Below are 14,017 nucleotides of genomic sequence, written 5' to 3' on the forward strand. Positions count from 1 at the left end.
TACTTAGCAATAAAGAAAGGAGCAGTAAATGGGGATTATTTCCTGGATTATCTTCGGTCTGATCGCCGGTATTTTAGCCAAGTGGATTATGCCAGGTAAAGACGGCGGCGGTTTTATTCTGACCGTTGTCCTGGGTATCGTCGGTGCCGTGGTTGGGGGCTATATCAGCACCTTCTTTGGTTACGGCAGAGTTGACGGTTTCAACTTCGGCAGCTTCGTGGTGGCGGTGATTGGTGCCATCGTGGTGCTGTTTGTATACCGTAAAATCCGCAGTTAATTTATTGCGCATCAACAAAACGGGCAGCCCATTGGCTGCCCGTGAGACGGCTGACAAACATATAATGTTTGGCAGCTGGCGCTAAAGGTTTTGAAAATAAATCAGGAAAATCAATTTATTGATTTTCGGCTGATAACACAAAGGGGGAAAAACCACGCTTTTATCCCCTTTGTCAATAATCTGACGGGCAGCCCATTGGCTGCCCGTTTTCCTTACTACTTCTGTTCGGCCGACTCGACCGGCGCTTCGATCACTTCCTCTTCCTTGCGGTACAGGCTGATGACCTTAAACAGCAGGCTGAGGCCGATGCCGACGATGGTCGCCAGCGCCATGCCTTTCAATTCGGCAGCACCGATGTGCACCTTGGCCCCGCTGACGCCGATAATCAGGATCACCGAGGTCAGGATCAGGTTTTGCGCCTTGTTGTAATCCACTTTGGATTCAATCAGCACACGAATACCTGACGCGCCGATCACCCCATACAGCAGCAAAGAGACCCCGCCCATCACCGGCACCGGTACCGCCTGGATAGCCGCCGCCAGTTTACCGACGCAGGACAGCAGAATGGCCAGAACCGCCGCGCCGCCGATCACCCAGGTGCTGTATACCTTGGTGATAGCCATCACGCCGATATTCTCACCGTAGGTGGTGTTTGGCGTGGAGCCGAAGAAGCCTGAAATCACCGTCGATATGCCATTAGCGAACATTGAACGGTGCAGGCCAGGGTCACGGAGCAGGTCTTTTTTGACGATATTCGCAGTCACCACCAAGTGGCCGACGTGCTCGGCGATCACCACCAGCGCCGCCGGCAGGATGGTGAAGATGGCGAACCATTCAAAACGCGGGGTGTAGAACGTCGGCAGCGCGAACCAGTGCGCCTCGTGGATCGGGGTCAGATCCACCACGCCCATAAAGAACGACAGCGCATACCCTACCAGCACACCGATCAGGATCGGGATAATCGCCAGAAAACCGCGGAACAGCACGGAACCCAGGATGGTCACACCCAGGGTCACCAGCGAGATAGTGATGGTAGTGGTGTCTGCGCTGACGCCGTCAGCCGGCAACAAGCCCGCCATGTTCGCCGCCACACCGGCCAATTCCAGGCCGATGACCGCCACAATCGCCCCCATCGCCGCCGGAGGGAAAATGACGTCCAGCCAGCCGGTACCGGCTTTTTTAACCAGCAACGCGACCAGGCAAAACAACACCCCGCACATGATAAAACCGCCCAACGCCACTTCATAACCCAACGGCAACAGCAGCAGCACCGGGGAAATGAACGCAAAGCTGGAGCCGAGATAGGCCGGGATCTTGCCCTTGCAGATAAACAAGTACAGCAAGGTTCCGACGCCGTTAAACAGCAACACCGTCGCCGGGTTAATCTTGAACAAAATAGGCACCAGCACGGTCGCGCCAAACATGGCGAACAGGTGTTGGAAGCTGAGCGGAATAGTCTGGAGTAGCGGCGGGCGTTCGCTTACGCCTATCACGCGACGGGTCATGGATGTTTTTCCTCTGGGTCGTTATCAGTTGTGTAAGCCTAATGATATATGCTCAATGGATTTCAAATTACAGCTAGGCGGCAAGGGCGTTAATCCCCAGGAGCTTATTTATAATAAGTGACTGGGGTTAGCGCCCGCAGACAACAACGCTGTAGCTTGAAAGACGACGAGCATTAAAAAGCCGACTCATCAGTCGGCTTTATTTTTGTTTATTTGGTACCAAATATCTTGTCGCCCGCATCACCCAGGCCCGGTACGATGTAGCCCTTCTCGTTCAGGCATTGATCGATGGAGGCCGTATACAGCTCGACGTCCGGGTGCGCTTTCTCCAGCGCGGCGATCCCTTCCGGCGCGGCAACCAGCACCAGCACCTTGATGCTGTTGCAGCCGGCTTTCTTCAGCAGATCGATAGTGGCGATCATCGAGCCGCCGGTAGCCAGCATAGGGTCGACAACCAGTGCCAAACGCTCTTCGATGTTGGACACCAGCTTTTGGAAATACGGCACCGGCTCCAGAGTTTCTTCGTCACGGTAAACGCCAACCACGCTGATACGTGCGCTCGGTACGTTTTCCAGTACCCCTTCCATCATGCCCAGACCGGCACGCAGAATAGGAACAACGGTAATTTTTTTCCCTTTAATCTGGTCTATTTCAACCGGGCCGCACCAGCCATCGATGGTGACTTTCTCTGTTTCCAGATCGGCGGTCGCTTCATAGGTCAGCAAACTACCCACTTCTGAGGCCAGCTCACGGAAGCGTTTGGTGCTGATATCATTTTCACGCATCAGGCCAAGCTTGTGTTTCACCAGCGGGTGTTTCACCTCAACGATCTTCATCATTTTTCTCCTATTAAGGTGGTTTACGGCCAAAAAAATCGCCGGATTATACCTCCTTTTGCCGACTGCGCCACCCACAATAGCCCGATCGGGATCAACAAAAGTTTGAATAACAGTATAGATGACGAAAAAGCGGAGCTGGTTCACAAGCCACTCGCAAACGTTTGCCTGCGCTGTTAGAATTGCCGCGCCTTATTCCGGAATCAATGCCGGAAGCACAGTATTCAAACCGCAAACCGTCGTGGGGATCGCGCAGTGACCGACAAAACCTCTCTCAGCTATAAAGACGCAGGTGTCGATATCGATGCTGGCAATGCATTGGTAGACCGCATCAAAGGTGTAGTAAAACAGACCCGCCGCCCGGAAGTGATGGGTGGTCTGGGCGGTTTTGGCGCCCTGTGTGCGTTGCCGCAGAAATACCGCGAGCCGATACTGGTTTCCGGTACCGACGGCGTAGGCACCAAGCTGCGTCTGGCGATGGACCTGAAACGACACGACACCATCGGCATCGATCTGGTCGCAATGTGTGTGAACGACCTGGTGGTTCAGGGTGCTGAGCCGTTGTTCTTCCTGGATTACTTTGCCACCGGCAAACTGGACGTGGACACCGCGGCCAGCGTGATCACCGGTATCGCCGAAGGCTGTAAGCAGTCTGGCTGTGCTCTGGTGGGCGGTGAAACCGCTGAAATGCCGGGCATGTACCACGGCGAAGACTACGACGTGGCCGGCTTTTGCGTCGGCGTGGTCGAAAAGTCCGAGATTATCGACGGCAGCAAGGTGCAGTCCGGCGACGCACTGATCGCCCTGGGCGCTTCCGGCCCGCACTCCAACGGCTACTCGCTGGTACGCAAAATCCTGGAAGTCAGCAACACCGACCCGACCACTACCGTTTTGGAAGGCAGACCGCTGGCGGACCACCTGCTGGCGCCGACCAAGATTTACGTGAAATCGGTGCTGGAGCTGATCGAGAAAATCGACGTGCACGCTATCGCCCACCTGACCGGTGGCGGCTTCTGGGAAAACATCCCGCGCGTGCTGCCGGAAGGCATGCAGGCCGTTATCGAAGAATCCAGTTGGCAATGGCCGGCCGTCTTCAACTGGCTGCAGCAAAACGGCAACGTCAGCCGTCACGAAATGTACCGCACCTTTAACTGTGGCGTGGGCATGGTGATCGCGCTGCCGGAAGAAGCCGTGGGATCCGCCATCGCATTGTTGACCGCAGCCGGTGAAAAAGCGTGGAAGATCGGTAAACTGACCGCTTCTTCTGACGAACAACAAGTGGTCATCAACGGATGAAAAAGATCGTGGTGTTGGTCTCCGGCCAGGGGAGTAATCTCCAGGCGCTGATTGACGCCTGCCAGCAGGGCAGAATTGCCGGCGAGATTGTGGCGGTGTTCAGCAACAGGGCGCAGGCTTACGGTTTGCAACGTGCAGAAGCGGCAGGTATTGCCGCTCATGCACTGGACGCCAAGGCCTTTGCCGACCGGGCCGCGTTTGACGTCGCCCTGGCGGATGCCATCGACCAATACCAACCGGATCTGGTGGTGCTGGCCGGTTACATGCGCATTCTCAGCCCGCAGTTCGTGCAGCGCTATGCCGGACGCATGCTGAATATCCACCCTTCCCTGCTGCCCAAATACCCAGGGCTGCATACTCACCGTCAGGCCATCGACAACGGCGACAGCGAACACGGCACTTCGGTGCACTTCGTGACCGAACAGCTCGACGGCGGCCCGGTGATCCTGCAGGCCAAGGTGCCAATCTTCCCCGGTGACGAGGAAGACGAGGTGGTTGAACGGGTACAGGCTCAGGAACATACCCTTTACCCGCTGGTGGTGAACTGGTTTGTCGAAGGCCGCCTGGCGATGCGCGATAATGCCGTCTGGCTGGATGGCGAGCGCCTGCCCGAACAAGGGCATGCGGCAGACTAAAAAGCCAATCTTAACCCCTTCTAAACGGTGCCGCTCACGGCGCCGTTTTTTTTTCGCCGCAACCCATCGCCAACGTTATACTTGCCCACAGTGGCAACCGCCCCTATCTATAACGACATTGAGGAACCCCCATGTCCAGCACTACCAACGTCAGGCTACGCCCACTGGAACGGGATGATTTGACGTTTGTCCATCAGATGGACAACAACGCCAGCGTGATGCGCTACTGGTTTGAAGAACCCTATGAAGCCTTCGTAGAACTTTCCGATCTCTACGACAAACATATCCACGACCAGAGCGAACGCCGCTTTATTATTGAACACCAGGGCGCCAAGGTCGGGCTGGTGGAACTGGTGGAGATCGACCATATCCACCGCCGCGCGGAATTTCAGATCATCATCGACCCGACGCATCAGGGCAAAGGCTACGCCACTATCGCCGCCAAGCTGGCGATGGACTACGGTTTCTCGGTACTGAACCTGTACAAGCTGTACCTGATCGTCGATAAAGAAAACCCGAAGGCAATCCACATCTACAGCAAATTGGGCTTTGAAGTCGAAGGCGAGCTGATTGACGAATTCTTCGTTAACGGTGAATACCGTACCGTGCTGCGCATGTGCATCTTCCAGCCGCAGTACATGGCGAAATTCAAAACCGCCGCCAGCGATCAACCTTTGGTTAAGTGACAACAAAAACCCGCGAGAGCGGGTTTTTACTATCATGATATTCGGGCTTATCCCAACGGCAGGCAAAGACAACTGCGGCATCAACCATATCGTCCGGTAATATAATCCTCGGTGCGGCGCTGGCGCGGTGAAGTAAAGATGTCGTCGGTGTCGTTGTATTCCACCAATCGGCCCTGGTGAATAAACGCCGTGTAATCCGAGACGCGTGCCGCCTGCTGCATGTTGTGCGTCACCAGCACCACGCTGTACTGCTGCTTCAGCGCGGAAATCAGCTCTTCAATGGTCAATGTGGAGATCGGATCCAACGCCGAGGTCGGCTCATCCAGCAGCAGCACTTCCGGCTCGATGGCTATCGCCCGGGCAATCACCAACCTTTGCTGCTGGCCGCTGGAAAGACGAAACGCGTTCTCGCGCAGCCGGTCTTTGACCTCGTGCCACAGCGCGGCGGCACGCAGCGAACGCTCCACCGCCTCATCGAGGATCCGTCGGTCACGCACGCCCTGCAGACGCAGGCCGTAAACCACGTTTTCATAAATCGATTTCGGGAAAGGATTCGGCCGTTGGAAAACCATGCCGACCCGCCGTCTTAACGCCGCAACGTCGATTTGCGCGCCGCCAATGCTTTGACCGTTCAGTTGCAAATCGCCTTCAATCCGGCAGTTGTCCACCAAATCATTCATACGGTTGAAACAGCGCAGCAGCGTGGATTTGCCGCAGCCGGACGGGCCGATCAGCGCCGTCACCCGGTGCTTGGGAATACGCAGCGAGATATCGTGCAGCACCTGTTTTTCGCCATAAAACAGGTTGAGGTCGTTTACCGCCAGCGCGGTATGTTCATCATCAAGGTGCTGGACATCCAACCGGGGCAAACTGCCTGGCGTCATCAAACTCATTAGGCACTCCCCAGGAATAACATCGTTGTTACTGCGACCATGCTCTGTACCGCTCCCTCAGCGAATGGCGAATGCCCATCGCCGCCAGATTCAAGCCCACGACAATCGCCACCAGCAGGAAGGCGGTGGCGAACACCAGCGGCCGGGCGGCCTCCACGCTCGGGCTCTGGAAGGCCATATCGTAGATCTGGAAGCTCAGGTGCATAAACTTCCGCTCCAGATGCAGATACGGGAAAATATCATCTACCGGAAGCACCGGCACGGATTTCACTACCCCCACCAGCATTAATGGTGCCGTCTCCCCGGCGGCTCGCGCCACCGCCAGGATCAGGCCGGTCATCATCGCCGGCGCCGCCATCGGCAACACAATACGCCACAGCGTTTCCGCCCGGCTGGCGCCCAACGCCAACGAGCCCTGGCGTAACGAAGCAGGAATGCGCGACAGCCCCTCTTCGGTAGCGACAATCACCACCGGCAACGTCAACAGCGCCAGCGTCAAGGCCGCCCACAGCACGCCCGGCGTGCCAAAGGTCGGGTTAGGTAACGACTCCGGGTAGAACAGCTGATCGAGCGTGCCGCCAATCATATAGACGAAGAAGCCAAGGCCAAATACGCCATAGACAATCGACGGTACGCCGGCCAGATTAACCACGGCAATGCGGATCAGCCGCGTCAGCAGATTATTGCCTGCGTATTCATGCAGGTAAACGGCGGCAATCACGCCAAACGGCATCACCACGATCGACATCAGGATCACCATCAGCACCGTGCCAAAAATCGCCGGGAATACGCCGCCTTCGGTATTGGCCTCTCGCGGGCTGTCGCTGAGGAATTTCTTCACCTGTTCGGCCCAGTGCACCAGCTTTTGCGTGGTATTCATCGCGTTGGGGTACCAGGCATCGCGCACCTGGCTTAGCGCAATGGTATGGGTCTGGCCATGCATGTCACGCAGCAACAGCGCATCGCGGTGGCGATCGCGGTTCAAACCTTCCAGACGGTCGGAAAGCAGTCGATATTGACGTTGCAGTTCCAGCCGCTCGGCATTGATTGACGCCTGTGCGCGGGCGTCTAGCTTATCTTCCCGCTGTAAGCTTTTCTCTCGCAGACGCAGCATATCGAACCGCTGGTTAATGCGCGCCATATCGCGAAACTGAATATCATGGGCCTGACGCGAAAGCGCGGCAATCTGCGGCAAACGTTGCAGCAGCGCCTGGCTAAGATTGCGGCCGGTCAGCGGCTGACCATCCTCCAGCATACCGGCCAGATAACCGTAAGCGGTGCCGTTGTTATTACGTTCCAGCACCAGCAGATCGCGCGGTGTGCTTTGGCGAACAATGTCACCGGCCAGCAGCGTACGGAAGTCTTGTCCTTCGCTCTCGCGGTTGCCCACCTTGATCAGATAGCGCTCAAAACTTTGCGCATTCCCCGGCGGCAGTGCGATACCGGACTCCAGCAGTTGCCGGCGCGGAATGCTTTGCTGCTGATACAGCTCGCCGATCATCGTCACCGGCCCTGCGGCACTCTGGTTGAGCTCAAACTGATAGACCGGGCTTGGCCAGAAATAGCGCATCCCCTGTCCGGCCAGCAGCAGCATAATGCCGATCAGCGCCAACAGGCTGACGGCCACCGACCCGGCGGTCAGCCAGATCCACGGCGAACCACTCTTCGCCCAGCGCTTCATGGCGCCTCCTGGTTCAGGGTATAGCGCTCACGCAGCCGCAGTCGGATCGCCTCCGCCAGCGTGTTGAAGACAAAGGTGAAAATAAACAGCACCAGCGCAGTCAGGAACAGCACCCGATAATGGCTGCTGCCGGCGACAGCTTCCGGCATTTCTATGGCGATATTGGCCGCCAGGGCGCGCAGGCCCTGGAACAGGCTGCCGTCGATAACCGGCGTATTTCCGGTCGCCATCAGCACAATCATGGTCTCCCCCACCGCGCGGCCAAAGCCAATCATCAGCGCCGAGAAAATGCCGGCGCTGGCCGAAGGCAGCACCACGCGTATCACGGTTTGCCACTGGGTCGCCCCCAACGCCAGCGACCCTTGGCTCAGGGTTGCCGGTACGCTGAACAACGCGTCTTCCGCCAAAGAGAAAATAATCGGCACTAACGCAAAGCCCATCGCCACGCCAACCACTAGCGCATTGCGCTGGTCATAATCATCGCCCAGCCAGAAATGCAGCGGCTCGCCGAACAGTTTCACTTCCAGCCAGGGCCCCACGCTAAACGCCAGCCAGACGGTCAGTACAATCAGCGGCAACAGGATCAGCAGATCGACGCCCGGCGGCAGGCGCCGCGGGGCAAACCGGTTCATCAGCGCACCGCATGCCAGCACCACCGCCGCCAACAGCAAGGGGAGCGACAACACCGCCAGCAGATAATATTCAATCACCGGCGCCAGCCAGATGCCCGCCACCAGCCCGATCACCACCGTCGGTAAAGCCCCCATCACCTCAATCGCCGGTTTAATCACCCGCCGCAGTCCGGCCGACATGAAATAGGCGGTATAAACTGCCCCGGCCAGCGCCAGCGGAATGGCGAACAGCATGGCATAGGCCGCGGCCTTGAAGGTGCCAAAAATCACCGGCATCAGGCTGAATTTGGCCTGATAGCTGTCCTCGCCAGAGGTGGATTGCCAGACGTAAGCCGGTTCGGGGTAATTCTCGTACCACACCTTGTGCCAAAGCGAGCGCCAGGTGACGTCGGGATAAGGGTTGTCGATCGCATAATGTTGCCAGCCCTGTGCCGTTTCCAGCAGCAGGCCATCACCGCGTGGAGCGAACGCCATCTGCTGTACCCCGGCGCTTAGCCTGCCGTTCAACAGTGGCTGCGGCTGGATGCTGGAAAACAGCGAGAAACCGCCGTCCGGTCTCAGGGTGGCGAACACCCGGCGATAAGGTTCGGCCACCAGCAAATCCTGCGGCTCGGACTGGTGGTCGAAATGCTGCACCGGCGTCAGTTGCCAGCGCCGATCTTTTTCGACATCAAACCATTCGCGTACGCTGCCGTCAGGCGCTTCGATCAGCAACGCGCTGCCGCCAGGCAACGCCGTCAGTTGATAAGGAGAATGTTCGCCAAGCGTACGCGTTTCTTTTAGCTGCAGCTGCGTGTCATTAATTTGGTAGCGCGCCAGCCGATTCCCCGCCAGCAGATACAATTGGCGACCGTCGGGCGTCAATACCAACTGCTGCACCGCACTGTCCAGCGTGATCTCACTTAGCTGCGGCGGGTGGTCGCTGCCGAAACGGCCAAACACCAAACGACGATCTTCGGTCACACCGGCCAGAAGGTACTGCCCACGGCGTGCTTCAGCCAACGTCAGCAGCGTTAATGCTCGCCCCTGTTTATCCAACGTCAGCGGTCGTTGCCCAAGCGGAAACAACCACTGCGGTGCCGACGCCCCGGCTGCTGCGAAGTCCGCACTGGCGACGATAAACCGGCCGTCGGCCTGTGCCAAAGCAAACAGATCGCGTTCGCCGGCCGCCTGAGTCAGCAGCGTCGGTTTGGCCAGCAGCGTCTGTTGCGTCAGAGGATGGGCGTTCTGCTGCGTCAGAGGATAGAACTGCCCCTGCCCTTGCGCATCGATGCGGTAACCTATCCGCTGCTGCACATCCATACCCAGCGCCAGCGCAGGTGCAGAGGCACTGATCGTCAGCGGTTTCGCCTGCCCCATTGCCGCCGGTTTAAACAGCGGCAGCACCGCAAACAGCAGGTAAACGAAGATCAGCATCAGCGTCATCAACACCAGCAGCCCGCTGACGGTAACCGCCGCCTGAACGCTACGGTCGATGCGCGCGCGCAGGCGATCCCGGGGATGTTGGTTTACCGTAGTTTGTGCCATGTCTCTCGCTGTCGCTGATGTAAGCAGGCTTGCGCCATAGAATAACCGGGCATCTTATGTCAGTTTTGTGACGTTTGCATGACAAAGTTGCCTGCCGCCAATATCGAATTTAACGCTATTCATTAGCATTATTAACCCTATATATTGCTGAAAAATGATGGTTAAGCCGATCATCTGTAGAGATATTTAGCATTATTGTCTTCATTTTATATTGCTCCGATATGTTCAACGCCCCGGACGCCGCAGAGAATATTTTTACGCCTTAAAATGCCTCGCCCCAAGGTAATGGATATGTTGGACTTTCCTGTCAATCTCTCGCAATAATGATGAAGGACACTAGAGCGGCATCCGGGCGCTGCGTCCCGGATCCTTTTCTAAAATTGAACTGGAGTGGCAATGGGTCAGGAAAAGCTCTACATCGAAAAAGAACTAAGCTGGTTATCCTTTAATGAACGCGTGTTGCAGGAAGCCGCAGATAAGAGCAATCCCCTGATTGAGCGCATGCGTTTTCTGGGCATTTATTCCAATAACCTTGACGAGTTCTATAAGGTCCGCTTTGCCGATCTCAAACGACGCATTCTGATCAGCGAAGAACAGGGCTCTGGCGGCGCTTCACGCCATCTGCTGAAAAAGATCCAGGCCAAGGTATTAAAAACCGATCAAGAATTCGACAGCCTGTATAACGATTTGCTGCTGGAAATGGCACGCAACCAGATCTTCCTGATCAACGAACGCCAGGTGTCGGAAAACCAGCAAATCTGGCTGCGGCAATACTTTAAACAGCATCTGCGCCAGCACATCACGCCGATCCTGATCAACAATGAAACCAACCTGGTGCAGTTCCTGAAAGACGATTACACCTATCTGGCGGTGGAGATTATCCGCGGTACGCGTATCGATTACGCGCTGCTGGAGATCCCGTCCGACAAGGTACCGCGCTTCGTCAACCTGCCGCCGGAAGCCCCTCGTCGCCGCAAGCCGATGATCCTGCTGGATAACATTCTTCGCTACTGCCTGGACGACATCTTCAAGGGCTTCTTCGATTACGACGCGCTCAACGCCTATTCGATGAAAATGACCCGCGATGCGGAATACGATCTGGTTACCGAGATGGAGTCCAGCCTGCTGGAACTGATGTCTTCCAGCCTGAAGCAGCGCCTGACTGCAGAGCCGGTGCGCTTTGTTTATCAGCGCGACATGCCCAATGAAATGGTGGAACTGCTGCGCGGCAAGCTCGGTATTTCCAACTATGATTCGGTCATTGCCGGCGGCCGTTACCATAACTTCAAAGACTTCATCGGTTTTCCGAACGTCGGCAAGGCCAACCTGGTCAACAAACCGCTGCCGCGCCTGCGCCATACCTGGTTCGAAAAATTCCGCAACGGCTTTGACGCCATCCGCGAGCACGACGTGCTGCTTTACTACCCGTACCACACCTTTGAACACGTGCTGGAGCTGGTGCGCCAGGCGTCGTTCGACCCCAGCGTGCTGGCGATCAAAATCAATATTTACCGCGTGGCAAAAGACTCGCGCATCATCGAATCGATGATCCACGCCGCCCATAACGGCAAAAAAGTCACGGTGGTGGTGGAACTGCAGGCGCGCTTTGATGAAGAGGCCAATATCCACTGGGCCAAGCGCCTGACGGAAGCCGGGGTGCACGTTATTTTCTCCGCGCCTGGCTTGAAAATTCACGCCAAACTGTTCCTGATCTCACGCCGTGAAGGCGACGAGATTGTGCGCTATGCTCATATCGGCACCGGTAACTTTAACGAGAAAACCGCGCGCATTTACACCGACTATTCATTGCTGACCGCCGATTCGCGCATCACCAACGAAGTACGCCGGGTGTTCAACTTTATCGAAAACCCGTACCGGCCGGTCACCTTCGACAACCTGATGGTGTCGCCGCAGAACTCGCGTCTGAAACTGTATGAGTTGATCGACAACGAAATTGCCAACGCCGAAGCCGGACTTCCGGCCGGCATTATGCTGAAAATCAACAATCTGGTGGATAAAGGGCTGGTAGATCGGTTATATACCGCCTCCGGCGCCGGCGTAAAAATCCGCCTGTTGGTGCGCGGGATGTGTTCTTTGATTCCCAACCTGCCGGGGATCAGTGACAATATTCAGATAATCAGCATCGTCGACCGCTATCTGGAACACGATCGGGTTTACGTTTTCGAAAACAAAGGTGACAAACTGGTTTATCTGTCCTCTGCCGACTGGATGACCCGTAACATAGATTACCGCATCGAAGTCGCGGTCTCGCTGCTGGATCCAACGCTGAAACAACGGGTTCTGGATATTCTGGAAATCCTGTTCAGCGACACGGTCAAGGCGCGTTACCTCGATAAAGAACTGAGCAACCAGTACGTGCCGCGCGGCAACCGCCGCAAAGTCCGTTCTCAGGTTGCCATTTACGAGTATTTAAAAGCTCTGGAACAACCAGGACAGTAGGCCAGCAACTATGCCGCTAAAAAGCACTGCAACGAACAAACCGCAGGAAATCGCTGCCATCGACCTCGGGTCGAACAGCTTCCACATGGTGATTGCCCGCGTCGTCAATGGCGCCTTACAGGTATTGGGGCGTTTAAAACAGCGGGTCCACCTCGCCGATGGATTGGACAGCAACAATGTGCTCAGTGAAGAGGCAATAGAACGCGGCCTGGCCTGCCTGGCGCTGTTCGCCGAACGGCTGCAAGGCTTCCCGGCGGATAACGTCACCATCGTCGGTACCCACACCTTGCGCCAGGCGGTGAACGCCGAGGTATTCCTCAAGCGCGCAGCCAAAGTGATCCCCTACCCGATCGAAATCATCGCCGGGCAGGAAGAGGCGCGCCTGATCTTTATGGGTGTGGAACATACCCAACCGGAAAAAGGTCGCAAGCTGGTGATCGACATCGGCGGCGGTTCTACCGAACTGGTGATCGGCGAAGATTTTGAACCCCTGCTGGCGGAAAGCCGCCGCATGGGCTGCGTCAGCTTCGCCCAACAGTTCTTCCCGGGCGGGGAAATCAGCAAAAACAACTTCAAACGCGCACGCCTGGCGGCGGCACAGAAGCTGGAAACGCTAGCATGGCAGTACCGCATTCAGGGCTGGCAATATGCTCTGGGCGCGTCGGGCACCATCAAGGCCGCGCACGAAGTGCTGGTGGCAATGGGCGAAAAAGATGGCCTGATCACCCTCGAGCGGCTGGAAATGATGGCGGAACAGGTGCTGCAGTTTAAAAATTTCAGCGCAATGAGCCTGCCGGGGCTGTCGGAAGACCGCCAGTCGGTGTTTGTGCCGGGGTTGGCAATCCTGTGCGGCGTGTTCGATGCGTTGGCGATCCGCGACCTGCGCCTTTCCGACGGTGCGCTGCGCGAAGGCGTGCTGTACGAGATGGAGGGCCGTTTCCGTCATCAGGACATTCGCAGCCGCACCGCCAAGAGCCTGGCCGATCACTACAATATCGACCGCGAGCAGGCCAAACGGGTACTGGATACCACTGAGCTATTGTATGCGCAGTGGATGGCACAAAATACCAAGCTGGCGAACCCGCAGTTGGAAGCCTTGCTGAAATGGGCAGCGATGTTGCACGAAGTGGGGTTGAGCATCAACCACAGCGGCATGCATCGCCACTCGGCCTACATTCTGCAAAACACCAACCTGCCGGGCTTCAACCAGGAGCAGCAGTTGCTGCTGTCGGCGCTGGTACGCTTCCACCGCAAGGGTATCAAGCTGGAAGAATTGCCGCGCCTGAACCTGTTCAAGAAAAAGCATTACCTGCCGCTGATCCAACTGTTGCGTCTGAGTACCCTGCTCAACAACCAGCGCCAGTCGACCACCACGCCGGAAACGCTGCGCCTGAGCACCGACGATAACCACTGGACGCTGCGCTTCCCGGCCGGTTATCTGGCGCTGAACAACCTGGTGCAACTGGATCTCGAACGTGAACAGGCCTATTGGAACGACGTCGTGGGTTGGAAACTGATTTGCGAAGAGGAAGGTTCGCAAGACGAGCAGCGCTCGGCCTGAGTCTGTCGCCCCCGTACTGCGGGGGCGA

The 14,017-nt window shown here is 56.8% G+C and carries 11 protein-coding genes; 6 read left to right on the plus strand and 5 right to left on the minus strand.

From position 1 onward, the window contains the following. The first annotated feature begins 28 nt into the window (after positions 1-28). Positions 29-277: a GlsB/YeaQ/YmgE family stress response membrane protein gene (locus H0S68_RS18045; RefSeq protein WP_002487967.1), complete on the plus strand. Its 249-nt coding sequence runs from the start codon at positions 29-31 to the stop codon at positions 275-277. Positions 278-492: 215 nt separating this feature from the next. Here H0S68_RS18045 and uraA read toward each other — a convergent pair whose 3' ends face one another. Together uraA and upp are read right to left on the minus strand one after the other, a co-directional pair. Continuing rightward, positions 493-1,782: a uracil permease gene (gene uraA, locus H0S68_RS18050; protein ID WP_410528890.1), complete on the minus strand. Its 1,290-nt coding sequence runs from the start codon at positions 1,780-1,782 to the stop codon at positions 493-495. Positions 1,783-1,991: 209 nt separating this feature from the next. Beyond that, entirely contained in the window at positions 1,992-2,618 is a 627-nt protein-coding gene (gene upp, locus H0S68_RS18055) for a uracil phosphoribosyltransferase (RefSeq protein ID WP_020828072.1), read from the minus strand. A gap of 255 nt (positions 2,619-2,873) precedes the next feature. On the opposite strand from upp, the gene purM reads away from it, so the two are divergent. From purM to speG, 3 genes are all read left to right on the plus strand, one after another. After that, the gene (gene purM / locus H0S68_RS18060) at positions 2,874-3,914 is read left to right on the plus strand and encodes a phosphoribosylformylglycinamidine cyclo-ligase (protein ID WP_130016639.1); all 1,041 of its coding nucleotides are present in this window, start codon (positions 2,874-2,876) and stop codon (positions 3,912-3,914) included. Beyond that, the gene (gene purN / locus H0S68_RS18065; RefSeq protein ID WP_217331804.1) at positions 3,911-4,549 is read left to right on the plus strand and encodes a phosphoribosylglycinamide formyltransferase; all 639 of its coding nucleotides are present in this window, start codon (positions 3,911-3,913) and stop codon (positions 4,547-4,549) included. Before purM ends, purN begins: the two co-directional genes overlap by 4 nt. Positions 4,550-4,680: 131 nt before the next feature. After that, positions 4,681-5,235: a spermidine N1-acetyltransferase gene (speG, locus tag H0S68_RS18070; RefSeq protein WP_020828075.1), complete on the plus strand. Its 555-nt coding sequence runs from the start codon at positions 4,681-4,683 to the stop codon at positions 5,233-5,235. Positions 5,236-5,315: 80 nt separating this feature from the next. On the opposite strand, the gene pstB is transcribed toward speG, so the two are convergent. The 3 genes from pstB to H0S68_RS18085 are packed head-to-tail and all read right to left on the minus strand — an operon-like array spanning position 5,316 to position 9,968. Next, the gene (gene pstB, locus H0S68_RS18075; RefSeq protein WP_020828076.1) at positions 5,316-6,128 is read right to left on the minus strand and encodes a phosphate ABC transporter ATP-binding protein PstB; all 813 of its coding nucleotides are present in this window, start codon (positions 6,126-6,128) and stop codon (positions 5,316-5,318) included. A 28-nt stretch (positions 6,129-6,156) separates the two neighbouring features. Beyond that, positions 6,157-7,809: a phosphate ABC transporter permease PstA gene (gene pstA, locus H0S68_RS18080; RefSeq protein WP_130016641.1), complete on the minus strand. Its 1,653-nt coding sequence runs from the start codon at positions 7,807-7,809 to the stop codon at positions 6,157-6,159. After that, a complete protein-coding gene (locus tag H0S68_RS18085; RefSeq protein ID WP_020828078.1) occupies positions 7,806-9,968 on the minus strand; it encodes an ABC transporter permease subunit in 2,163 nt (720 codons plus the stop codon). The genes pstA and H0S68_RS18085 overlap by 4 nt, the downstream gene beginning before the upstream one ends. A gap of 396 nt (positions 9,969-10,364) precedes the next feature. Between H0S68_RS18085 and ppk1 the strand changes: the two genes are divergently transcribed. Beyond that, positions 10,365-12,428: a polyphosphate kinase 1 gene (gene ppk1, locus H0S68_RS18090; RefSeq protein ID WP_020828079.1), complete on the plus strand. Its 2,064-nt coding sequence runs from the start codon at positions 10,365-10,367 to the stop codon at positions 12,426-12,428. Positions 12,429-12,438: 10 nt separating this feature from the next. Beyond that, complete coding sequence (ppx, locus tag H0S68_RS18095; RefSeq protein WP_020828080.1) at positions 12,439-13,989, plus strand: exopolyphosphatase; 1,551 nt, start codon at positions 12,439-12,441, stop codon at positions 13,987-13,989. The last annotated feature ends 28 nt before the right edge of the window (positions 13,990-14,017 follow it).

The organism is Serratia sp. AXJ-M (assembly GCF_046531865.1).
In the GTDB taxonomy this organism is placed as follows: Bacteria; Pseudomonadota; Gammaproteobacteria; order Enterobacterales; family Enterobacteriaceae; genus Serratia; species Serratia liquefaciens.